This is a genomic window from Tabrizicola caldifontis (assembly GCF_004762095.1).
In the GTDB taxonomy this organism is placed as follows: Bacteria; Pseudomonadota; Alphaproteobacteria; order Rhodobacterales; family Rhodobacteraceae; genus Tabrizicola; species Tabrizicola caldifontis.
The window spans coordinates 53,152-76,392 of record NZ_SIJH01000004.1 but is presented as its reverse complement, the minus strand read 5'-3'; the positions used below and the strand labels follow the sequence as shown (position 1 = coordinate 76,392).

Annotated in this window: 19 protein-coding genes; 8 read left to right on the top strand and 11 right to left on the bottom strand. The window is 66.5% G+C overall.

From position 1 onward, the window contains the following. Positions 1–9 precede the first annotated feature (9 nt). Positions 10–933 (bottom strand): arginase, encoded by a 924-nt coding sequence (gene rocF, locus EYB42_RS04355; protein WP_135448599.1) that lies wholly within the window; start codon positions 931–933, stop codon positions 10–12. A 180-nt stretch (positions 934–1,113) separates the two neighbouring features. Between rocF and EYB42_RS04350 the strand changes: the two genes are divergently transcribed. The 3 genes from EYB42_RS04350 to EYB42_RS04340 all read left to right on the top strand — a co-directional run bounded on the left by EYB42_RS04350 (position 1,114) and on the right by EYB42_RS04340 (position 4,394). Next, positions 1,114–3,084 (top strand): heme lyase CcmF/NrfE family subunit, encoded by a 1,971-nt coding sequence (locus EYB42_RS04350; RefSeq protein ID WP_135448597.1) that lies wholly within the window; start codon positions 1,114–1,116, stop codon positions 3,082–3,084. Further along, entirely contained in the window at positions 3,081–3,554 is a 474-nt protein-coding gene (locus EYB42_RS04345) for a cytochrome c-type biogenesis protein (RefSeq protein ID WP_135448595.1), read from the top strand. The genes EYB42_RS04350 and EYB42_RS04345 overlap by 4 nt, the downstream gene beginning before the upstream one ends. Positions 3,555–3,620: 66 nt before the next feature. Continuing rightward, positions 3,621–4,394, top strand: coding sequence for an enoyl-CoA hydratase-related protein (locus tag EYB42_RS04340; protein ID WP_135448593.1), 774 nt, complete (start codon positions 3,621–3,623; stop codon positions 4,392–4,394). 83 nt (positions 4,395–4,477) lie between these two features. Here the strand turns inward: EYB42_RS04340 and ilvN are convergent, their stop codons facing one another. The 4 genes from ilvN to EYB42_RS04320 all read right to left on the bottom strand — a co-directional run bounded on the left by ilvN (position 4,478) and on the right by EYB42_RS04320 (position 9,327). After that, positions 4,478–5,038, bottom strand: a complete 561-nt coding sequence (ilvN, locus tag EYB42_RS04335; protein WP_135448591.1) for an acetolactate synthase small subunit — start codon at positions 5,036–5,038, stop codon at positions 4,478–4,480. A gap of 83 nt (positions 5,039–5,121) precedes the next feature. Continuing rightward, positions 5,122–6,357 carry a glycosyltransferase family 87 protein gene (locus EYB42_RS04330; RefSeq protein WP_135448589.1) on the bottom strand — a complete coding sequence of 412 codons (1,236 nt, stop codon included), beginning with the start codon at positions 6,355–6,357 and terminating at the stop codon, positions 5,122–5,124. 3 nt (positions 6,358–6,360) lie between these two features. Continuing rightward, positions 6,361–8,106, bottom strand: a complete 1,746-nt coding sequence (locus EYB42_RS04325; RefSeq protein WP_135448586.1) for an acetolactate synthase 3 large subunit — start codon at positions 8,104–8,106, stop codon at positions 6,361–6,363. A 312-nt stretch (positions 8,107–8,418) separates the two neighbouring features. Further along, complete coding sequence (locus EYB42_RS04320) at positions 8,419–9,327, bottom strand: calcium/sodium antiporter (RefSeq protein WP_135448584.1); 909 nt, start codon at positions 9,325–9,327, stop codon at positions 8,419–8,421. Positions 9,328–9,945: 618 nt separating this feature from the next. Between EYB42_RS04320 and EYB42_RS04315 the strand changes: the two genes are divergently transcribed. Further along, complete coding sequence (locus EYB42_RS04315; protein ID WP_135448582.1) at positions 9,946–11,052, top strand: TRAP transporter substrate-binding protein; 1,107 nt, start codon at positions 9,946–9,948, stop codon at positions 11,050–11,052. A gap of 73 nt (positions 11,053–11,125) precedes the next feature. Here EYB42_RS04315 and EYB42_RS04310 read toward each other — a convergent pair whose 3' ends face one another. From EYB42_RS04310 to EYB42_RS04295, 4 genes are all read right to left on the bottom strand, one after another. After that, positions 11,126–12,964: a TRAP transporter large permease gene (locus EYB42_RS04310; protein ID WP_135448580.1), complete on the bottom strand. Its 1,839-nt coding sequence runs from the start codon at positions 12,962–12,964 to the stop codon at positions 11,126–11,128. Next, positions 12,961–13,566 (bottom strand): TRAP transporter small permease subunit, encoded by a 606-nt coding sequence (locus tag EYB42_RS04305; protein WP_135448578.1) that lies wholly within the window; start codon positions 13,564–13,566, stop codon positions 12,961–12,963. The genes EYB42_RS04310 and EYB42_RS04305 overlap by 4 nt, the downstream gene beginning before the upstream one ends. Positions 13,567–13,924: 358 nt before the next feature. Continuing rightward, on the bottom strand, positions 13,925–14,752 hold the full coding sequence (locus EYB42_RS04300) for an arginyltransferase (protein ID WP_135448576.1): 828 nt from the start codon (positions 14,750–14,752) through the stop codon (positions 13,925–13,927). Positions 14,753–14,871: 119 nt separating this feature from the next. Beyond that, positions 14,872–15,348 carry a DUF2852 domain-containing protein gene (locus EYB42_RS04295; RefSeq protein ID WP_371685732.1) on the bottom strand — a complete coding sequence of 159 codons (477 nt, stop codon included), beginning with the start codon at positions 15,346–15,348 and terminating at the stop codon, positions 14,872–14,874. Between the two features lie 284 nt (positions 15,349–15,632). On the opposite strand from EYB42_RS04295, the gene EYB42_RS04290 reads away from it, so the two are divergent. Then, positions 15,633–18,410 (top strand): [protein-PII] uridylyltransferase family protein, encoded by a 2,778-nt coding sequence (locus tag EYB42_RS04290; RefSeq protein ID WP_135448574.1) that lies wholly within the window; start codon positions 15,633–15,635, stop codon positions 18,408–18,410. Continuing rightward, positions 18,397–18,672, top strand: coding sequence for a hypothetical protein (locus EYB42_RS04285; protein WP_135448572.1), 276 nt, complete (start codon positions 18,397–18,399; stop codon positions 18,670–18,672). Before EYB42_RS04290 ends, EYB42_RS04285 begins: the two co-directional genes overlap by 14 nt. A gap of 32 nt (positions 18,673–18,704) precedes the next feature. Here EYB42_RS04285 and EYB42_RS04280 read toward each other — a convergent pair whose 3' ends face one another. Beyond that, complete coding sequence (locus tag EYB42_RS04280; protein ID WP_135448570.1) at positions 18,705–19,352, bottom strand: bifunctional 4-hydroxy-2-oxoglutarate aldolase/2-dehydro-3-deoxy-phosphogluconate aldolase; 648 nt, start codon at positions 19,350–19,352, stop codon at positions 18,705–18,707. A gap of 151 nt (positions 19,353–19,503) precedes the next feature. Next, on the bottom strand, positions 19,504–21,309 hold the full coding sequence (edd, locus tag EYB42_RS04275; protein ID WP_135448568.1) for a phosphogluconate dehydratase: 1,806 nt from the start codon (positions 21,307–21,309) through the stop codon (positions 19,504–19,506). A 133-nt stretch (positions 21,310–21,442) separates the two neighbouring features. On the opposite strand from edd, the gene EYB42_RS04270 reads away from it, so the two are divergent. Beyond that, complete coding sequence (locus tag EYB42_RS04270; protein ID WP_135448566.1) at positions 21,443–22,675, top strand: RSP_2647 family RNA methyltransferase; 1,233 nt, start codon at positions 21,443–21,445, stop codon at positions 22,673–22,675. Between the two features lie 22 nt (positions 22,676–22,697). Then, positions 22,698–23,240, top strand: a complete 543-nt coding sequence (locus tag EYB42_RS04265) for an RSP_2648 family PIN domain-containing protein (protein WP_135448780.1) — start codon at positions 22,698–22,700, stop codon at positions 23,238–23,240. The last annotated feature ends 1 nt before the right edge of the window (position 23,241 follow it).

Sequence of the window (23,241 nt, the reverse complement as noted above, 5' to 3'; positions counted from 1 at the left end):
GGATGAGCGTCACTTGGCGCGGGTCGGGCGGTCGAACACCTTCTTGCCCATCAGGCTGCCCACCAGATCCACCATCAGCCGCGCCGTCATCCCGCGGTCGTCGAGGAACGGGTTCAGTTCCACAAGGTCAAGGCTGGTCACAAGCCCGCTTTCGTGCAGAAGCTCCATCACGAGATGTGCCTCGCGGAACGTCGTGCCGCCAGGAACGGTGGTGCCGACGGCCGGGGCGATCGAGGGGTCGAGGAAGTCAACGTCGAGGCTGACGTGCAGCATGCCTGCCTCTCTGCGCACGAGGTCCAGGAATTCGCGCAGCGGGGCCACAAGACCGCGCTCGTCGATTACCCGCATGTCGTTGACCTGGATGTCGCGTTCAAGCATCGCGGCCTTTTCGGCCGGATCGACGGACCGGATACCGAACATGCAGATGCGGTGCGCCGGGACGGGTGCGGGAAAGGGCGGAAAGGCGTCAAACCCCTCACGCCCGTTGATATAGGCCAGCGGTGTGCCGTGCAGATTGCCGCTGGTGGTGGTCAGGGGCGTATGGAAATCGGAATGCGCGTCTAGCCAGAGCAGGAACAGCGGCCTGTTCTGGCGCCGGGCAAAGGCTGCGGCGCCTGCGACCGACCCGAGCGCCAGCGAATGATCGCCGCCCATGATGATTGGGAAGCCGCCCTCGGACAGGGCGTCATCCACGCGGTCCATCAGGATTTCCGTCCAGCCAACGGTTTCAGCCAGGGAATGGACAACAGGGTTCGGGCAGGTCACCTCGGGCAACTCTGGCAGGGACAGGTCGCCCCAGTCCTCGACCCCGTGGCCCTCGGCGGCGATCTCGCGCGCAAGGCCGGCTACGCGGTAGGCTGCGGGCCCCATCAGGCAGCCGGGGCGTCGTTGCCCGGTATCGATGGGCGCACCGATCAGGATGGTTCTGGGCATGGGGGCCTCCGTCTGTTCCTTCCTCGGTGTAACGGGCCGGATCCGCCGGTGGCAACGGTCAATCCGGCGACATTGACGGGGCGTCACGGGCGAAGTGCCAGGCTGGCGCGGCGAAGGGGCGCAGGGGATTTCCCCCTTCGCCCCAAGCGCCTATGATGAGACAAACACAGGGGGCGAACCGTGATCGTCGAATTCGGGCATTTCGCGCTGATCCTGGCGCTGATGGTGGCGCTGGTGCAATCGACGCTGCCGCTTTGGGGCGCGCAGCGGGGCGACGCGCGGCTGATGGCGCTGGCGGAACCGGCTGCGCTGATGCAGCTGGTTCTGGTCGCGGTGTCCTTTGCGGTGCTGACATGGGCCTTCGTCGTTTCGGATTTCTCGCTGGCAGTGGTGGTCGCCAATTCGCATACCGACAAGCCCATGCTCTACAAGGTAGCGGGCGTGTGGGGTAACCATGAAGGCTCGTTGCTTTTGTGGGTGCTGATCCTGGCCGTGTATGGCGCGGCTGTGGCGCTGTTCGGCGGCAATCTGCCGGCCAGGCTGAAGGCGCGGGTGCTGGCGGTACAGGGCATGATCGGGGTCGCGTTCCTGCTGTTCATGCTGCTTACCTCTAACCCGTTCTGGCGCCTGGCGGCGCCGCCGCTGAACGGACAGGATCTGAACCCGCTGTTGCAGGATCCCGGGCTCGCCTTCCATCCGCCCTTCCTTTACCTGGGTTATGTCGGCCTGAGCATCGCCTACAGCTTTGCCGTAGCCGCCCTGATCGAAGGCCGGGTCGATGCCGCCTGGGGGCGCTGGGTGCGCCCCTGGACGCTGGCAGCGTGGATCTTCCTGACCATCGGCATCGCGCTGGGGTCGTGGTGGGCCTACTACGAACTTGGCTGGGGGGGCTTCTGGTTCTGGGATCCGGTGGAAAACGCCAGTTTCATGCCTTGGCTTCTGGCTGCCGCGCTTCTGCATTCTGCGATCGTGGTGGAAAAGCGCGAAAGCCTGAAGGCCTGGACGATCCTGCTGGCAATCATGGCCTTCGGGTTCAGTCTGATCGGCACCTTCATCGTGCGATCGGGTGTCATCACATCCGTCCACGCCTTTGCCAATGACCCGGAGCGGGGCGTGTTCATCCTGATGATACTGGCGGTCTTTACCGGCGGAGCGTTGATGCTGTTCGCCCTGCGGGCGGGGGTGATGGAGGCGAAGGGCGTCTTTGCCCTGGTCAGCCGTGAAAGCGCGCTGGTGGCGAACAACATCATTCTTGCGGTTTCCGCCTTTGTCGTCTTCATCGGGACAATCTGGCCTTTGGTTGCGGAACTGTTGCTGGGGCGCACCCTGAGCGTGGGCGAGCCCTTCTTCAACGCGGCCTTTACCCCCTTCATGGTGGCACTGGCGGTGATCCTGCCGCCGGGGGCGATGCTGGCGTGGAAACGCGGGGCGCTCGGGCGCAGCCTGCGGGCCCTGTTGCCCGCACTGGTCCTGGCCCTGGCGCTTGGGGCGTTGGCCTGGGCAATGCAGACGAACCGGACGGCGCTGGGGCCGATCGGGGTGGTCCTGGGCGCGTGGGTTCTGTTCGGTGCGCTGACCGACCTTTGGTCGCGGACCGGGCGCGAGGGGGTCGGCACGCGGATGGCGCGTCTGACGCGTCTGCCGCGCGCCGACTGGGGCAAGGCGGTGGCGCATGGCGGCCTGGGAATTACGATCTTCGCGGTGTCGGCAATGTTGGCCTGGAAGATCGAGGATATCCGCGTGGTGCAGGTCGGCGAGACCTTCCCCCTCGGCACCTACGAGGTGCGCCTCGATGACGTGCGTGAGGTCGAGGGGCCGAACTATGTGTCCACCATGGGCTTCATGACGGTGACCCGCAATGGTGCGCTGGTCGCCAGGTTGCAGCCAGAGAAGCGGGTCTATCCGGTGGCCGGGATGCCCACGACCGAGGCCGCCATAGATTACGGCTTGCTGCGCGACGTCTATCTGGTGCTGGGCGACCGGCAGCAGTCGGGTGGCTGGGCCGTGCGGAGCTATATCGAGCCCTTCGCCAACTGGCTGTGGGCCGGCTCGATCCTGATGGCGCTGGGGGGGCTGCTCAGCCTGTCCGACCGGCGCTACCGCGTGGCGGCCGGGGCGCGGAAGGTTCCGCTCGGGGTTCCTGCGGAATGATCGCGGCTTTCAACCGGTGGTGGGCGGGGTGTGCAGGCTGCGCCCTGGCGCTGCTGCTGCTGGCGACCCCGGCCCGTGCGGTTCAGCCCGACGAGATGCTGGCCGACCCGGTGCTCGAGGCGCGGGCGCGGGCGATCAGCCGCGAGATCCGCTGCCCGGTCTGTCAGGGCGAATCGATCGACGATTCGAACGCACCGATCAGCCGCGACCTGCGGATCATCATCCGCGAAAGGCTGGTGGCCGGCGATACCGACCGCGAGGTGGTGGATTACATCGTCGCCCGATACGGCGAGTTCGTCCTGTTCAATCCCCGGCCCGAAGGATCGAACCTGATCCTGTGGCTGGCGGGGCCGGTCCTGTTCCTGGTCGGGGTCGGGGTGGCGGTCACAGCGGCGCGCCGGCGCAAGGCCCCGGAGGCCACGCTGAGCGAGGCTGAAGAGGCGCGCCTGCGCGAACTCCTGAAGGAGTGACGCGGCGTTGGGGCTTTGGCCTGGCGCGCGCTGAGGCTAGCCTTTCTCCAGCGACAGGAGGGGCGCATGGCTTATGACTGGATCACGGTGACCGAGGATGCGGGCGTGACATGGATCACGCTGAACCGGCCCGAGGTGATGAACGCGCTGAATCGTGGGCTGCGACGCGAACTGACCATCGCACTGCGGCTGGGGCATCGTGGCCGGGTGATCGTACTGACCGGGGCGGGGCGGGCCTTCTGTTCCGGTCAGGATCTGACCGACGCGACCGGTCTGGAGGATGCCGGGTTCGAGGCCACGCTGAACGACGAATATGTTCCGATGATCCGGGCGATAACCGAGGCTCCGGTTCCCGTGATCGCTGCGGTCAACGGGGTTGCGGCAGGGGCGGGGGCCAATCTGGCGCTGGCCTGCGATCTGGTGATCGCGGCGGAAAGCGCGAGCTTCATTCAGGCCTTCACCCGGATCGGGCTGATCCCGGATGCGGGGGGCACCAGCTTCCTGCCGCGCCGGGTAGGCTTGCAGCGCGCGATGGGGGCTGCACTGCTGGCCGAGCCAGTGCCCGCGCGGCAGGCCGCCGACTGGGGGATGATCTGGGAGGCGGTACCGGACGCGCGGTTCACAGAGGTGGTGGCGGCGCGGGCGGCTAAGCTCTCCTCCGGGCCGACGTTGGCCTATGCCGCGTTGAAGCAGGCCCTGCGCGGCAGCTTCGATCAGCCGCTGGAGGCACAGCTGGCACTGGAAGCGCGCTTGCAGGGGGCCTGCGGGGCAAGCGATGATTTCCGCGAAGGGGTGGCGGCCTTTCTGGAAAAGCGCCCGCCACGATTCACGGGGGCATAAGCGCCACTCATCGCTTCCTTTCGGCCGCTCTTCGCCGGGGGGCGGCAGCGAAGAGCGACGGGACGGAGCGATGATCGCCCCGGTCAGACCCCGCGGGCCAGCGCGGCCACGCCGGTGCGGGCGATTTCCACCAGGCCCAGCGGGCGCATCAGTTCGACGAAGGCGTCGATCTTCTCGGGCGTGCCGGTCATCTCGAAAACGAAGCTTTCCAAAGTCGAATCGACCACGTTCGCCCTGAAGATCTCGGCCAGGCGCAGGGCTTCGATCCGGTGTTCGCCCTTGCCCCTGACCTTGACCAGGGCAAGTTCGCGCTGGACGCTTGGGCCTTCCACGGTCAGGTCATGCACGGCATGCACCGGCACCATGCGGGACAGCTGCGCCTCGATCTGGTCGATGACAGCCGGGGTTCCGCGCGTCACGATGGTGATCCGCGACCGGTGCCCGGTGTGATCCACCTCTGCCACCGTCAGGCTGTCGATGTTGTAGCCACGGCCCGAAAACAGGCCGATGACGCGCGCCAGGACGCCCGGTTCGTTTTCCACGATCACTGCAAGGGTGTGGCTTTCCTCGACCTCGCTCAAGGCCGAGCGGAGGTCATAGGCCGAGTGGCTGGACGAGCCCTTCTTGATGTTCAGTGCGGACATGATTGCCTTCTGTTCTGTTGCGCTGTCCCGGGTCGTCGGTAACAGCCGTAGGTTCCATTTTCGGGCCCGACCCCCTGCAAGGTTCAGACCGGACGAGCGGGCGCGCGCCTCGCCGAGGCGAGGTGCGCAAGACACAGGATCAGACAGACGCCAAGAAGCGGGGTCAGAACGACAGCTCCCAGAAGCGATTGATCAACCAGTTTCAGGAAGACATTCATCGCCAGCAGTCCACCGCCAAGCCACAGCGCAACAAAGACCGCAAGCGGCAGCGGCGCAGCCTTCAGAAGTCCGGCGCGCATCAGGAAAAGGGCGATGCCCGCCATCAGCGCCGCTTCGTAATACCACATGTAAACCGACGACAGCAGCATTGCCGTCAGAAGGCCGGCCACCTTGGCATCGAAGCTGATGTTCCGGGACCGCCACAGCAGAAGGACGCAGACCGCGCAGGCCGCCGTGATGGCCCATTGCAGGCGCAGCGCAAGCCGGGGTTCGACCCCCGACATGGTCAGCAACGACAGCGGACCAACCATCAGCTCGACGCCGGCGATGCTTTGCAGCATCACCGCGCCCTGTTCGGCAATGGCCTGTGCCAACAGCGGCCAGTAGCCCGTGCCATACACCAGGGTCGGCAGGCCCGCGACCAGGGCTGCAGTCACGGCGGCCGCAACGATGCTGCGCCAGGCGCCCGCCCCAAGCAGAGCAAACGGGATCATCAGCCCCAGTTGCGGCTTCAGCGTGAGGCAGCCGATGCAGATGCCGGCCAGAACCCACCGCTGTGCACGCAGCGCCGCAAGGGCCGCAAGCAGGCCGGCCATCCAGAAAAGGCTGTTCTGGCCGATCATCAGCGCGGGCAGAAAGGCTGGCGCAAAGGTCAGCGCCATCCAGAGCGGCGTGACTCCTGCCACGAATGGCCGAAACGCCAGCGCCATGCAGATGAGCGAAAGCGCCGTCGAAAGGATGAGAGCATGGGCAAAGCTGAAGGCGCCGAGCGGGGCGATCAGCAGCAGATAGCCCGGTGGATATAGCCAGGGCATCCGTGCATCGGTCTTGGTGGCATGCAGGGCATTCAGCTGATCCTGATCGAATGCGGCCAGCCCGTCGCCCGAAAGTGCAAGCTGCGCGGCCGCCCAGAACACCTTGAAGTCGATCGCCAGCGCCGGCTGTTCCGGTGTGCCCGTCGTTGTCAGCGCCGAGGTCAGAACGGCCAGGACGAAGGTCATGGTCAGCAGCACCGACACCGCGGCGAACCAGAACCCGCCCCGGCCGGCGAAAACCGCCAGCCGGGCGTCCGCAGCCTGACGCGAGGCGGCATCCTGCATGGGTCAGACCAGCACTGCGCCCGACCGGAAGGCCTCGGCATCGGCCGACAGCAGCATCTCGTTGTGCGGCTTCCCGCTGGGGATCATCGGGAAGCAGTTCTCGTGCTTTTCCACCAGGCAGTCGAAGATCACCGGGCCGTCGTGGCGGATCATTTCCATGATCGCGTCATCCAGATCCTTCGGGTCGTCGCACTTGATGCCCTTGCAACCGAAGGCCTCGGCCAGTTTCACGAAATCGGGCAGGCTTTCGCTCCAGGACGAGGAATAGCGTTCGCCATGCAGCAGCTCCTGCCACTGGCGCACCATGCCAAGTCGTTCGTTGTTCAGGATGAACTGTTTCACCGGCGCGCGGAACTGCATGGCGGTGCCCATTTCCTGCATGTTCATCAGCCAGGATGCCTCGCCCGCGACGTTGATGACCAGCGCGTCGGGATGTGCGATCTGCACGCCGATGCTTGCCGGCAGGCCGTAGCCCATGGTGCCTAGGCCGCCGGACGTCATCCAGCGGTTCGGCTCCTCGAAGCCCAGGAACTGGGCGGCCCACATCTGGTGCTGGCCGACCTCGGTGCAGATGTAGCGGTCCATCCCCTTGGTCAGGGCCTCCAGCCGTTCCAGCGCATACTGAGGCTTGATCGTGGTGCTAGAGGGCTTGTAGCTCAGGCACTTGACCGCGCGCCACTCGTCGATCTGCTTCCACCACTTGGCCAGCCCGCGCTGGTCGGTGCGCGAGCCGCGGGCGCGCCACTGGCGCAGCAGTTCCTCCAGCACCTTCGTCACGTCGCCGACGATCGGCACATCGACATGGATGACCTTGTTGATCGAGGAGGGATCGATGTCGATATGCGCCTTCTTCGAGCGAGGAGAGAAGTCCTTGACGCGGCCGGTGATGCGGTCGTCGAACCGTGCGCCGATGTTGATCATCAGGTCGCAGCCGTGCATGGCAAGGTTGGCCTCATAAAGGCCATGCATACCCAGCATGCCGATCCAGTTCTTTCCACTGGCGGGGTAGGCGCCAAGGCCCATCAGGGTAGAGGTCACCGGAAAACCGGTTTCCGTCGCCAGTTCGCGCAGAAGCTGGCTGGCACGGGGGCCAGAGTTGATGACCCCGCCGCCGGTATAGAGGATCGGGCGTTCAGCCTGCTCCATCAGCTCTACCAGCCGGGCGATCTGGGCCGGATCGCCCTCGGTCCGAGGCTGGTAGTGGCTGACTTTCGCCTTCTCGGCGGGCGTGTATTCCGCGGTGGCGAACTGCACATCCTTGGGGATGTCGATCAGAACCGGGCCGGGGCGGCCGTGGGTGGCGACGTGAAAGGCTTGATGGATGGTTTCCGAGAGTTTCGCGGTGTCCTTCACCAGCCAGTTCATCTTGGTGCAGGGGCGGGTGATGCCCACCGTGTCTGCCTCCTGGAAGCCGTCGGTGCCGATCATGAAAGTCGGCACCTGTCCGGTCAGGACAACGATCGGGATCGAATCCATCAGCGCGTCGGTCAGGCCCGTGACAGCGTTCGTGGCCCCGGGCCCCGAGGTCACCAGCGCCACCCCCGGCTTGCCGGTGGACCGCGCATAGCCTTCCGCCATGTGCACCGCGCCCTGTTCGTGGCGCACCAGGATGTGGCGGATGTCGTTTTGCAGGAACAGCTCGTCATAGATCGGAAGCACCGCGCCGCCCGGGTAGCCGAAGACGACCTCGACGCCCTGATCCTTCAGCGCCTGGACCACCATCTTCGCACCGGTCATCTGCTTCGACATCTTTCGCGTCTCCTTACCGCAACAAAAAGCCCCCGGAAGTTTCCTTCGGGGGCGCATGGGAACCGTTATGGTCAACCGTCACCGGCCCATGCGCGTCCTTCCTACGATGACAAGAAGTCTGGCCATCGGCCCATCCCCTTCACGTTCGGTCGGAACAGTAGGGCGCGGTATGCCGGGCGTCAACGGGATTTGCAATACGAAAATGTCGCATTGGCAGGGCATTCTTGAACGAAAGTTACGATCTGACTGGTCGGGGCGCAACTTTCTCCAAGGCGCCGCCCCGCAGGCCCATCGGGCGGCCGCAGGGCGGGGTCAGGCCATGGCCCAGAGATAGCCGCCATACAGTGCCAGCAGGATCACCCCGGCGATCCGCGGCAAGCCGTTCAGCAGGATGGCGGCCACCGCCAGACCGACGGCGACGGCGGTCGCCACGGGCATGTCGATCACCGCAAAGCGCGGATCGACGGGAATGGGGGTGATCAGGGCGGTGATGCCGATGATCGAGAAGATGTTGAAGATGTTCGACCCGATCACGTTGCCGACCGCAATCTCTGTCTGGCGGCGCAGGGCGGCAATCACGCTGGTCGCAAGTTCGGGCAGCGAAGTCCCGACAGCGACGATCGTCAGGCCGATCACGGCCTCCGGGACGCCGAAAGTCTTGGCGATGATGACAGCATTATCTACCAGTAGCCGCGCCCCGATCACCAGCACGACAAGCCCGCCCAGCGTGAAACCCCACGCCAGAAGCTGGTTTTCGACCGGCGCATCTTCATCGGCGTCGATCTTGCCGTATAGGAAGGCCACCGCCAGGAAGGCCAAGAGGCCCAGCACGAGGATTGCCCCGTAAAGTCGGGTGATCTCGGATCCGGAGAGCATGGCCCAGAAGATCGCCGTCGCCGCCAGCATGAAGGCCAGATCGCGCCAAAGCCGGCGAGCGGGGATGAAGAGCGGCGCGATGGCGGCCGAGACGCCCAGGATCAGCAGGATGTTGGCGATGTTGGAACCCACGACGTTGCCGATGGCAATGCCGGGCTGGCCTGCCAGGGCCGCCTGGACCGACACCAGAAGTTCGGGTGCCGATGTGCCGAAGCCGACGATGGTCAGGCCGATCAGCATCGGAGAAAAGTTGAAATGCCGCGCAACCGATGAGGCGCCCCGCACTAGGCCCTCGCCTCCGACAAACAGCATGACAAGGCCGAGCGAGAACAGAAGATAGGTCAAGATGGCTCCCCGATTTCCGTTTGGGGGGAGGTTTGGTCGCGGTCGCGTGATTGCAAGGGGGCGGTTGCGGAAAATCGCACGCGTCCGTGATCGTGCGGCGGCTCTGTGCCTATTGCGCCGCTTGAGAGACCGCGTTCCCGCTGTTGCCGTCCGGACTGCCGACCGGGGGCGCCCGGAAATGTACGCAATCCGTGACTGCCGGCCGCAGTCCTTCGGCCCCGAGGCGCCCGAGCCGCCCCCCTGTGGCTGCAGTCTGCGATCCCGGCATGTCCAAGGGACAAGGGCCCTGTTTCATTCCGGTGCTGCGCGGCCACGATTGAAGGTGACGGCCAGACACGCCCGAACCCAGGGTAGAGCCTGTCACCGGGCGATTCCCGGCCTGTCATGAGCGCTCTGCCTGACAAATGGGCAGTCTGGCGGGCCAAGGCCAGGGCACCCTTGCGATTGTAGCGCAATCATCGGGCATGGCATGCGCCACGGCGGTAAGCTTTTCTGACCAGAAGCAGCCGACCGGCGCAGTTTTGGGTTCTCATCTTGCACGGGCTTCTTTAGCGTCTATCTCACACATGCGTGGTGGGGCCAGCAGCCCCCCGGCGCGCCAACAGTGGAGGAGATTGCATGGATCGTCGCTCGTTTCTGACCAAGGCTTCCGTCGGCGGGGTGGCCGCTGCCGGTGCGGCTGTGCTGGCCGCGCCCGCCATCGCCCAGGATATGCCGACCGTGACCTGGCGGGTCACGTCGTCCTTCCCGAAGTCGCTCGACACCATCTTCGGGGCGGCCGAGGTCATGTCGAAGTATGTCTCGGAAGCGACGGACGGCAAGTTCACGCTTCAGGTCTTTCCGGCCGGCGAACTGGTCCCGGGGCTCGAGGCTGCGGATGCCGTCGCCAATGGCACGGTCGAGGCCTGCCACACGGTGCCCTACTACTACTGGGGCAAGGATCCGACCTATGCGCTGGGTGCCGCGGTACCCTTCGGGCTGAACGCCCGGATGATGAACGCCTGGTTCTACTATGGCGGCGGCATCGACATGATGAACGAATTCTACGCCACGCAGAACCTGATCGCCTTCCCCGCCGGCAACACCGGGGTGCAGATGGCCGGCTGGTATCGCAAGGAGATCAACAGCCTGGCCGATCTTCAGGGTCTGAAGATGCGGATCGGAGGCTTTGCCGGCAAGGTGATCGAGAAGATCGGTGTCGTGCCGCAGCAGATCGCGGGCGGCGACATCTATCCGTCGCTGGAAAAGGGCACCATCGACGCCGCCGAATGGGTCGGCCCCTATGACGACGAGAAGCTGGGCTTCTACAAGGTTGCGCCCTACTATTACTATCCCGGCTGGTGGGAAGGCGGCCCGGCGATCGCGACCATGATCAACCTGGCCAAGTGGAACGAGCTGCCGAAATCATACCAGGCGCTGCTGAAGGCAGCCTGCGCAGTGGCCAACCTGGACATGCTGGCCAGCTACGACTGGAAGAACCCCACGGCGCTGAAGTCGCTCGTGGCGAACGGCGCCCAGCTGCGGCCCCTGCCGCAAGACGTGCTGTCGGCGGCCTTCGACGCGGCAAATGCCACCTATGCCGAGGTCTCGGCCACCAACGAGACCTTCAAGAAGATCAAGGAAAGCCAGGATGCGTTCCGCCGGGATGCTTACCTGAACGCCCAGATCGCCGAATACAACTACGACGTATTCATGATGACGCAGCAGCAGGCAGGCAAGCTGTAGTCCCCTGCCGATCGACAAAGGGATAGCCCCGGGGAGTGTCTCTCCGGGGCTTTTCTGTTCCGCCTTGCGGCCCTCAGGGGGTGACCACGGGTGGGCCTAGCTGCGGTGCGCCCGGCAGGCCTGGCAAGGCGCCGGGGGCTGGCGGCGCGGCGTCGGGTGCGGGCTCGGGGGTGGGCGTGCCGAAGTTCGGGGTGCCCAGGTTCGGGGCCCCGAGATTGGGTGCTCCGATCGAGGGCGCCCCTGGCAGTCCCGGCAGGCCGCCCGGGGCAGGCGGGGCGCTGGTGCCGCCAGGCGCCATAGGCTGGAAGCCCGGCACGGTGATCTGCACGGTCGATGGGTCCACCACCGGCCCCTTGTAGTGCATCACCATCTGCGGGAAGGCCACCACGGCCAGGATCATCAGCAGCTGGATGACAATGAAGGGGATGGCGCCCCGGTAGATCTCTCCCGTCCTGATCCCATCCATCTTCCTGCCGGTGATCTTGTCGATGTAGGGCACCCGGGCTGCGACGGACCGCAGGTAGAACAGCGCAAAGCCGAAGGGTGGAGTCAGGAAGCTGGTCTGCAGGTTTACCCCGATGATGACGCCCAGCCAGATCAGGTCGATCCCCAGCGTCTGCGCCGGGGCGATCAACAGCGGGATCAGGATGAAGGCGATCTCGAAGAAGTCGAGGAAGAAGCCCAGCACGAAGATGATGAGGTTCACCACCACGAGGAAGCCGTACTGCCCCCCCGGCACGGCAGTCAGCAGTTCTTCCACCCAGATATGCCCGTTGACGCCGTAGAAAGTCAGCGAGAATACCCGCGCGCCGATCAGCACGAACAGGACGAAGGCCGAAAGCCGCGTCGTGGCGGCCAGCGCCGATTGCACCATGGGAAAGTTGAAGCGCCGCTTGGCGAAGGCCAGGATCATCGCGCCGACCGCGCCCATGGCGCCGCCCTCGGTCGGGGTGGCCAGGCCGATGAAGATCGTGCCAAGCACCAGGAAGATCAGCGCAAGCGGCGGGATCAGCACCATGATCACCTGCTGTGCAAGCCGCGACAGCAGGTCAAGGCCCAGATAGCGGTCGATCAGCGCATATATGTAGACCGCCACTGTCCCGACTGCCGCGCCGGCCACGTCGGCATTGGCACCCCAGGCATCATAGTAAAGGTAGTGCGCCCCGTAGCCGATGGCCGCGCCTGCGACAAGCGCGACCAGAAGCGAGGTCACGCCGCCGCCCAGCGTCCGCGCCTCGGGCGGGAGCGCCGGCACCTTGTGCGGCTGGAAGATCGCGATCATCGCCACATAGCCCAGATACATGCCGGTCAGCACCAGCCCCGGCACAAGCGCGCCGCGATACATGTCGCCGACCGACCGGCCCAGCTGATCGGCCAGAATGATAAGCACCAGCGAGGGCGGGATGATCTGTGCCAGCGTGCCCGAGGCCGCAATCACCCCGGTTGCCGTGCGCCGGTCATAGCCATAGCGCAGCATGATCGGCAGCGAGATCAGACCCATGGCGATCACGCTTGCCGCGACGACCCCGGTCGTGGCCGCCAAGAGCGCGCCGACGAGGACCACGGCAAAGGCGAGGCCCCCGCGGATCGGCCCAAAAAGTTGGCCGATCGTGTCCAGCAGATCCTCGGCCATGCCGCTTCGTTCCAGGATGATCCCCATGAAGGTGAAGAAGGGGATGGCCAGCAATGTCTCGTTCGAGATGATGCCCCACAATCGTTGCGGCATTGTGCCCAGAAGCGGCCAGTCCAGCGTGATCTCGCCGTTGGAATAGGGGGCAAGCCAGACGCCGATCACGAAGAAGATCAGCCCGTTCGCCGCCAGCGAGAAGGCCACGGGGTAGCCCATCAGCAGGAAGAAGACCAGGCTGACGAAGATGATCGGCGCCATGTTGTGGGCGATGAGCTCGATCATTTGCGCACCTCGCCGGCATGGGCCTGCACGTCGGCCTTGATTTCCTCCACCTCTTGCAGCGCGTGATCCTGCGCCGAGACGAAGGGATGGGGATCCTCGATCAGCCCGCGCATGACGGCAATCTTCTTGATGATCTCGGCAAGGGCCTGGGCTGCCAGCATCACGAACCCTGCAAGAAGGATCGCGCGCGCCGGCCAGATGATCAGCCCGCCCGCGTTGGTCGAGACCTGCCCCGACCGCCAGGCCTGCATCGTGTAGGGCCAGAGATACCAGGCCATCAGCGCGGCGAAGGGAAGAAGGAAGAAGATGTGGCCGAGAAGGTCGATCCAGTGCTGCGTCCGGCGCGAGCGCGTGGCGTAGAAGACGTCGATGCGGATGTGCTCGTTCTGCTGCAGGGTGTAGGCGGCCGCGCCCATGAAGGCCGCGCCGAACAGATACCACTGCAATTCCAGCCAGGCGTTGGATGACAGGTTGAAGAACTTGCGGCTGACCGCATTGCCCGCACTGACGAGAACCGCCAGCAGGATCAGCCACATGACACCCTTTCCTATGAACGCGTTCACGCGGTCGATTCCGCGCGAAATGGCAAGCAAGGCCTGCATCCGGCTAAGTCCTCCCCTGGATGGCCACCGGTTGATCCGGCAGGCCTTGTGTTCAGTCCGGCCTGGTCTGGCAAGCCAGTCGGGCCAGTTACAGTAGGTCGCAGCGACGGGTCAATCCCGACCCTTCGCATTCCGAAAACGTCATGGCGCCCGTCCCATGCCCGCAGGATGAAGCGGGCCACCGGGTCACGCAAGCCCCGGTTGGTCAGATGGGGTGGGCGCGGGCCGGACCAAGTCCGCGCGTCTGGTGCATTGGTGCGTTCCCCTGGTCACCCTGAGGCCCGGCTTTCGGAATGGATCAGGATCATGGCGTGGCAGCCGGGCAGGGCCATCGCCAGGTCGGCATGGCGCGCCGTCATCAGGTGCGGGTATCGGGCAGGCTGATCCGCGCGACCTGTTCTGCGATGGGGTCCACCGAAAGTGGATGCAGGTCGGCGGTATGGTCCTCGGGGTTGCCGACGGGCTGCCAGACACCGCCCTTGTAGATTTCCAGCGCCGAGAAGCCGGCCTTGTAACCCATCTTGCGGCTGCCCGGCACCCAGTAACCCAGATAGACGTATGGCAACCCCGCCTCGCGCGCGATGGCAACGTGGTCAAGAATGACGTAGGTGCCCAGCGACAGGTCAGAGAGGTCGGGGTCGTAGAAGCTGTAGACCATGCTGAGGCCGTCATCAAAGACATCGGTCAGACAGACGGCGGCGAGGGGCCGCGAGCGTTCGCCCTCGGCCGGGGGGCGGGTATATTCGATCACGCGGCTCTTGATCGGGGTTTCCTCGATCATCGCGGCGAATTCGAAGATGTCCATGTCGGCCATGCCGCCGTCGGCATGGCGGTGGTCCAGATAGCGGCGGAACAGGGAGAACTGGTCCTCGGTCGCCCAGGGGCTGGTGGCATTGCGGCGCAGATCGGCATTCCGCCGGAGGATCCGCCGCTGGGTGCGCGATGGCTGGAAATCGGCCACCCGGATGCGCGCGGAAAGGCAGGCGGAACATTCGGCGCATGAGGGGCGGTAAAGCACGTTCTGGCTGCGACGGAAGCCCTGTTTCGACAACGTGTCATTCAGTTTCTGCGCATGTTCGCCTTGCAGCGCGGTGAACAGCTTCCGTTCCATCCTGCCCGGCAGATAGGGGCAGGGCTGCGGAGCCGTCACATAGAACTGGGGCGCAAGGGGCAGCGTGTGTCGCATGAGAACTGGAGAAGGCAAGGCGAACCGAGCCTAGCAAGCCTCGCGCCATCCGCCAAGCATGTAGTGCAGCGGCTTGCGCCGGACTGCCCCGCCCCGATTGCGGGGCAGGGCAAAGGGCCTCAGTACTCGCCGCGGCGCGTTCCGGGGTCAGGAGGTGGTGCATCGGCCCCGGTCGCATCTTGCGCGTCGGTGGTGCGGGCACGCTCCTCCATGAAGGCATCGAATTCGGCCTTGTCCTTGGAATTGCGCAGCCGCTGGAGGAAGGTCTCGAAGGCCTCCTGCTCTTCTTCCAGCCGGCGCAGCGCCTCTGCCTTGTAGCTGTCGAAGGCGTGGTTGCCGGTGGGCTGGCCCGCACGCATCGCGTGGCGCCCCCAGGCATGGTCGCGGTGGCGGCGCTGGCCGCAGGAACGTGCGAACATCTGTTTTCCCCAGATCATGTAGGCAAGAAGCGCAAGGCCTACCGGCCAGAACAGGACGAAGCCCAGGACCATTGCGGCGATCCAGGCCCATTTGCCGCGCTCGTCCAGCCAGTCCTCGCCACGGCGCAGCGCAGAGCGGATCCCGCCAGGCCGGGCGGTGTCGGTGGTGGTCATCATCGGCGGGTCTCCTCTTGGAATGTGAATTGAATTCACATCGCGAAGATGTGGCCTGATGAAGGGTGCTTCAAGGGGCAATGTGAAAGATTTTGACATTGCTCGGGTGGTCTGACGGGATGGCGCCGGCATGGGCGCTTCACCCTGCCGGGTGCCTTGCCGGCGGCGAAACAGCGCCCTGCCTTGGCGTTGCCCGGGCCTGCCTGCCGGATCCTTCCAAGGATTTTTCAGCCCGCGGCATCGGCAGCCGTTGACCCCCCGCCGGGTTGCCGCGCAAGGTCTGCGCCATGACCCTTGCCGCCCGCATCACCCGCACGCCCATCGCCTTCGATCCCACCGCAGCATCCCACCTGCGCGCCAGTCTGCCCGACCTCGGCCCCGAGGTCATGGAGCTTGTGTCCGCAACCGCCGGGTGCAGCCCCTATCTGCGCGGGCTGATGGAGCGCGAAGCCGGATGGATGCCCGAGGCCGTGGCTGATCCCGAGGCGGCCCTCGCGGCCGTGCTGGCCGCGCCAGAGGCTGCGGCGCTTGATGCCCTGCCGGACGCACTGCGGCAGGCCAAGCGGCGCGTGGCGTTGCTGGTTGCGCTGTGCGATCTGGGCGGCGTCTGGCCGCTGGAGCAGGTGACCGGGGCGCTGACCACGCTTGCCGACCGGGCGGTGCATCTGGCGCTGACCCGCCTGGTGGCCGATGAGATCCGCCGCGGCAGGCTGCCCGGTGCCACGCCCGACGCTGTGCCGACCGCAGGCGGGATGGTGGCGCTGGCCATGGGCAAGATGGGCGCGGGAGAGCTGAACTATTCCTCGGACATCGACCTGATCTGCCTGTTCGACGAAACCCTCTATCCCGGCGAGGAACATGAGGCGCGCGCAAGCTTCATAAAGGTCGTGCGCCGCATGACGGCGATCCTGTCGGATGTGGCCGACGGCTATGTGTTCCGCACCGATCTTCGGTTGCGCCCCGATGCCAGCGTGACGCCGGTCTGCCTGTCGATGGCCGCCGCCGAAGCCTATTACGAGGCCGAGGGCCGCACCTGGGAACGCGCTGCCTACATCAAGGCTCGCCCCTGTGGGGGCGACCTTGCGGCGGGCGAGAGGTTCCTGAAGGCGCTAACCCCCTTCGTCTGGCGCAAGCATCTGGATTTCGTGGCAATCCAGGATGCCCATGACATGCGCCTTCGCATCCGTGACCACCGGGGCCTGCACGGGCCGATCACGGTGGAGGGCCACAACATGAAACTTGGCGCCGGCGGCATCCGCGAGATCGAGTTCTTCACCCAGACCCGCCAGCTGATTGCCGGGGGCCGCGACCCTGACCTGCGCGATCGCACCACGGTCGGGGGGCTCGCCGCGCTGGCCGCCAAGGGCTGGGTGCCACCCGATGTCGCCAAGGAGCTGACCCAGCTTTACCGTGCCCACCGCGAGGTGGAGCATCGGCTGCAGATGGTGAACGACGCCCAGACCCATTCCCTGCCGACCACCCCCGAAGGCGTGGCCCGCATTGCTGCCTTCTGCGGCCAGACAGAGGCCGAATTTCGCCGCGACCTGCTGGACCGGCTGCACCGGACCGACCGGCTGACCGAAGGCTTCTTCTCTCCCGCCGATATCGAGGAGGGGCCGGAACTTTCCGAAACCGCGCGCGAGATCACGCGGCGCTGGGAAGGCTACCCGGCGCTGAGAACGGACCGCGCGCAGACGATCTTCCGCCGGTTGCGGCCCCGCTTCCTGAAGGGGCTGGCCCGGGCCGCGAACCCCGACGAGGCGCTGGCGGCACTGGACGGATTTCTCGCCAGGCTGCCCGCAGGCGTGCAGCTTTTCGCGCTGTTCGAGGCGAACCCGACGCTGATCGATCTGATCATCGACATCGCAGGATCGGCACCCGGGCTGGCGCAGTATCTGGCGCGCAATGCCTCGGTGCTTGATGGGGTGATCGGCGGCAGTTTCTGGGACACCTGGCCCGGCGTGGCGGGCCTTCGGGCAGAACTGGCCCGACGCCTGGCCCTGGCTTCTGATTACGAGGCTAGGCTCGATGCGGCACGGCGCTGGATGAAGGAATGGCATTTCCGGGTGGGTGTCCATCATCTGCGCGGGCTGATCGACGGGTTCGAGGCGGGCAAGCAGTATGCTGACCTTGCCGAGGCCGTGGTCGCATCCATCTGGGACGAGGTTGTGGCGGATTTCGCCCGCAAGCACGGCGCAATGCCGGGGCGAGGGGCGGTGGTTCTGGGCATGGGCAGCATGGGGGCGGCACGGTTGAACGCGGGGTCCGATCTCGACCTGATCGTGATCTACGACGCCCAGGGGGCCGAGGGCTCGGACGGGCCGCGCCCGCTGGCCACGCGGCCCTATTTTGCGCGTCTGACCCAGGCGCTGGTCACGGCACTGACCGCGCAGATGCCCGAGGGGCGGCTTTACGAGGTGGACATGCGGCTGCGGCCCTCGGGCCGGGCGGGTCCGGTGGCGACCAGCCTGCAAAGTTTCACCACCTATCAGGAGACCGAGGCCTGGACGTGGGAGCATCTGGCCTTGACCCGTGCGCGGGTTCTGGCGGGCGAGCCGGCGCTGGCGGACGAGGTAGAGGATTTTCGACGTGCGCTGCTGCGGCGCAAGGGGCAGGGGGCCGCCGTGCGCGCCGATGTGGCCAAGATGCGGGCGCGGCTTGCGGCGGCAAAACCGGCGCAGGGGCCCTGGGACGCCAAGAACGGGCCGGGCCGGATCATGGACATCGAACTGGCCGCCCAGACCGTGGCGCTGATCGCCGGCAGCCCGGCACGCAGTGTCGAACGGCAGATCGCGGCGGGAAAGGGCATCGGACTGCCGGAGTCCGACGCGCAAGCGCTTCTTTCGGCCTACAGGCTTCTGTGGCGGCTGCATGCGGCGGCGCGGCTGCTGTCCGACCGGACGCTTGACTGGGATGCCCTTGGCGAAGGCGCGCGGGCCTTTGTGCTGCGCGAGACCGGCGCGCAGGATGGCGCGGCCCTGGCGCGGCAGCTTGCAGCAGCGGTGACAGCGGCCGCGGCCGCCGTGGAACATGTGGTGGGGGAGACAGGCGATGGACTTGGCTGAGGCCGATCCGAAGGGGCTGGTGCGGGAAAGCTACCGGATAGAGGGGATCACGGCAGGAGAGTGCCGGTCGATCTTCATGGACTGGGCGCTGTCGATCCCGGCGGGTGCCCCTGTGGTCGAGGCGGTGCGGGTGCTGATTGCGGCCTATGGTGTCGGCGCGCCGGACCATCCGATGACCGAAGTGCTGCATCAGGCCCTTGCGGCACCCGAAACCCCACGTCGCAAGGGCGGTCGGGCGGCACGGCAGATGATCCGGGACTGAGCCGGCGCCTGCCCCGTCCAGCGCGGTTCCGGTCAAGAGCTGCGGGGCAGGGCGGAGGCCTCGCGGGCAAGCATGGTGATCGCCGCCCAGTCGCCCTGCGCCATCGCCTCTTTCGGGGCGACCCAGCTGCCGCCGACGCAGAGGATGTTCTTCAGACCCAGATAGTCGGGCGCGATCTTCAGGCTGATCCCCCCGGTAGGGCAGAAGCTGACCTGCGGAATGGGTGCGCCGATTGCCTTCAGATATGCCGCGCCGCCCGCCTGCTCTGCGGGGAAGAACTTCTGCACCGAATATCCCACTTCCAGCAGGGCCATGATCTCGGATGCCGTCGCCGCACCGGGCAGAAGCGGCAGGCCTTCGTCCTGGCAGGCGGCGATCAGGCGGTCGGTTGCGCCCGGCGATACACCGAAGGTCGCACCAGCGGCCTTCGCGGCCTTTACATCGGCAGGGGTCAGCAGGGTGCCGGCCCCGACCACGCCGCCTGGCACTTCGGCCATGGCACGGATCGCGTCGAGCGCGCAGGGCGTGCGCAGCGTCACCTCCAGCGCTGGCAGGCCACCGGCAATCAGCGCCTCGGCCAGGGGGCGGGCGTGGGCGAGATCGTCGATCACCAGAACCGGCACGACCGGAGCCAGACGGCAGATCTCGGCGGCCTTCAGCGATTGTTCTGCGGGGGTCATCGGTTCCCTTTCTGCGCCGATCGGCGCGGGTGGCAAGTCAGGGTGCCGTCGGCGGAAGCATTCTGGCAAGCAGCAATCCGGGTGCGCAATGCTGTCATGCTCGTTTCCAGGTACTCCTGCCAACAGCGAGGGGGTAGGCGGGCCCGGGGCGTCAGTTGACGGTCGATGCCCCGGTGTCGGCAGATCCGACGTTGCGGCGGAAAGCAGCGAAAAGCTCGCGGCCGATCCCGTATTCGTTGGCCGAAAGATCGGCGGTGACAGGCGCGCGGCTGTCAAAATCGGGGACAAGGGCGGTCAGCGTACCCGCTACGGCATCTAGCCGCACCATGTCGCCATCGCGCAATTTCGCCAGTGGTCCGCCCGCCGCCGCCTCGGGTGCAACGTGGATCGCCGCCGGCACCTTGCCCGAGGCGCCCGACATCCGCCCGTCTGTCACCAGCGCCACCTTCAGGCCCCGGTCCTGAAGGACCGACAGCGTTGGTGTCAGCGAATGCAGTTCCGGCATCCCGTTTGCCTTGGGCCCCTGGAAACGGACGACCACCACTGTATCCGAGGTGAACTCTCCCGCCTTGAAGGCGGCCTTCACCGCCTCCTGGCTATGGAAGATGCGCGCCGGGGCTTCGACGACGTGGCGCTCGGGTGCCACGGCCGAGACCTTGATCACGCCGCGGCCGAGGTTGCCGGTCAGCAGTTTCAGCCCACCCGAAGGTGCAAAGGGATCGGACGCGGGGCGGACGACCTTGTCATTCAGGCTTGCCTTCGGTCCGTCGCGCCAGACGAGGCGGCCCCCATCCAGCACCGGTTCCTGCCGGTAGGCGGACAGACCATCGCCCGCGATGGTCTTGGCGTCGGGGTGCAGCAGGCCCGCGTCCAGAAGCTGGCCGATCAGGAACTGCAAGCCACCGGCCGCGTGGAAATGGTTCACGTCGGCCAGACCGTTCGGATAGACCTTGGCCATCAGCGGCACGGCTTCGCTGAGGTCGGCAAAGTCCTGAAGATCGAGGATGACGCCCGAGGCGCGGGCCATGGCGGGCAGGTGCAGCACGAGGTTCGTGGAGCCGCCCGTCGCCATCAGCCCGACGATCCCGTTCACATAGGCGCGCTCGTCCAGGATCTCGCCCACCGGGCGGAAGTCGTTGCCAAGCGCGGTGATCGCGGCGGCCCGTTCGACCGCCGCCGCGGTCAGCGCCTCGCGCAGGGGGGTTCCGGGGTTGACGAAGCTCGCGCCGGGCAGGTGCAGGCCCATCACCTCCATCAGCATCTGGTTGGTGTTCGCGGTGCCGTAGAAGGTGCAGGTGCCGGGGCCGTGGTAGCTGGCCATCTCGGCGGCCATCAGCTCTTCGCGTGTGGCGCGGCCTTCCGCATAGGCGTTGCGGACGGCGGATTTCTGGTCGTTCGGGATGCCCGAGGTCATCGGCCCGGCCGGAACAAAGACGGCAGGCACATGGCCGAAGGTGGCCGCCGCCATGATCAGGCCCGGCACGATCTTGTCGCAGACACCCAGATAGAGGGCTGCATCAAAACAGTTGTGGCTCATCGCCACGCCTGCTGCCAGGGCGATCACGTCGCGCGAAAAGAGCGACAGCTCCATGCCCGGCTGGCCCTGGGTGACCCCGTCGCACATGGCCGGCACCCCGCCCGCGACCTGCACCGTCACGCCTGCCTTCCTGGCCGCCGCCCGGATCAGGTCGGGATAGCGTTCGAAGGGCTGGTGCGCCGAGAGCATGTCGTTGTAGGCCGTCACGATACCGAGGTTCGGCACCTTGGCCTCTGCCAGTGCTGCCTTGGTCTCGCCCATGGCGGCATAGGCATGGGCCTGATTACCGCAGCTCAGATGTGCCCGCACCGGCCCGTTCGAGATCGCCTTGCCCATCCGTTCCAGATAAGCGTCGCGCGTGGCTTCTGACCGGGCGCGGATGCGGTCGGTGACGCGGGCGATGGTCGGATTCAGGGGCATAGGATCCTCCGGCGGCTGGCTGTCGGGGATATAGCAACTGCTGTTAGCGCTAACAAGACCATTGCGCGCCACAAGGCTTACGCAGCGCAGCTTCCGCCTTCCGGTGGGCGCGCGAACCGGCTATGGGAACGGTATGACCGACGATAACCTGAACCCGCCCCCTCTGCAAACCGGTCGTCGTGCGACCGTCCGCCTGAAGCCCCGGGCAGAGGCGAGGGCGATCCGCCACGGGTTTCCCTGGGTCTATGCTGACGAACTGGTGACCGATCGGCGAACGCAGGCCTTGCCGCCCGGGACGCTGGCGGTTCTGGAAGACGGCGACCGGCGCACGCTGGGCCTTGTCACCGTCAACACGCGGTCGAAGATCATCGCCCGGGTGCTGGACCGCGACCCCGAGGCCGTGGTGGACCGGGCGTGGTTCCAGGCGCGGCTGGTCCGGGCGCTGGCGTTGCGCGAACATCTGTTCGACGCACCCTTCTACCGGTTGGTTCATGCCGAGGCGGACGGTCTGCCCGGTGTCATCATCGACCGGTTCGGTGATGTCGCCGTGGTCCAGCCCAACGCCGCCTGGGCAGAAACCGCGCTGTCGGACATTGTCGCTGCCCTTGTTGCAGTCACGGGCGTCCGCACCGTCGTCAAGAACGGACAGGGCAGGGCACGGGGGCTGGAAGGCCTGGCCGAGGAGCTTGCGGTCGTGCATGGCCCCGTGCCACAAGGCCCGGTCCCGGTGCCGATGAACGGGGCGCTCTACATGGCCGACGTGATGGGTGGGCAGAAGACGGGCCTGTTCTTCGATCAGCGTCCGAACCATGCCTTTGCGGCCCGCCTGGCCCGCGGCGCGCGGGTGCTGGACGTGTTCAGCCACGTCGGCGGCTTTGCGCTTGCGGCGCTGGCCGCAGGTGCCTCCTCGGCCCTCGCGGTGGATGCCTCTGCGGCCGCCCTGGGCCTCGCGGGGCAGGGGGCCGCGGCAGCCGGCTTTGCCGACCGACTGTCAACCCGCCAGGGCGATGCCTTCGAGGTTCTGGAGGCGCTGGGCGCAGAGGGCGCGCGTTTCGATCTGGTGATCTGCGACCCGCCGGCCTTCGCGCCCGCCAAGCCGGCGCTGGAAGCGGGCCTTCGGGCCTATGAACGCATCGCCCGGCTGGCTGCACCGTTGGTCGCCCCGGGGGGATTTCTGGTGCTGTGTTCCTGCAGCCATGCCGCTGATCTGACCGCCTTCCGCAACGCCAGCGCGCGCGGCATCGGGCGCGGCGGGCGTCGGGCGCAGATCATCCACACCGGCTTTGCCGGCCCCGACCACCCGGTTCTGCCGCAACTGGCGGAATCCTCTTACCTCAAGGCGCTGTTCTTCCGGCTGGATGGCTAGTATGGGCGCTGCCGCCCCCCCGATCAGGGCCGTGCTGGACGCCTGTGTGCTTTACCCGACCGTGCTGCGGGAACTGTTTCAAGGCGCTGCCGAGGCCGGCCTGTTCCAGCCGGTCTTTTCCGAGCGCATCCTGCGGGAATGGGTGCTGGCAACGGCAAAGCTTGGTCCCGCTGCCTCTGCGCTGGCTGCGGGCGAGGCTGCGGTCCTTCGCGCAGCGTTTCCGCGCGCGGTGGTGCGCGAGCACCCCGAGATCGAGGCCCGGCTTCTGCTGCCGGACCCGGACGACCGGCATGTGCTGGCTACCGCCATTGCCAGCGGGGCCGATGCCATCGTAACCTTCAACGCGCAGGATTTTCCGGGCCACGTCCTTGCGGCCGAGGGCGTCGTGCGCCGTGACCCGGATGGCTTTCTGTGGGAGCTGCATTCCCGCCACCCCGAGGTCATGGCGCGCATCGTCGATTGCGTCCGAGCAAAGGCCGAGGCGATCTCGGGCCAGCCGGTGGGGCTGAAGCCGCTGCTGAAGCGCGCGCGGCTTTTCCGGTTGGCCAAGGCACTGGGGGCCTGAC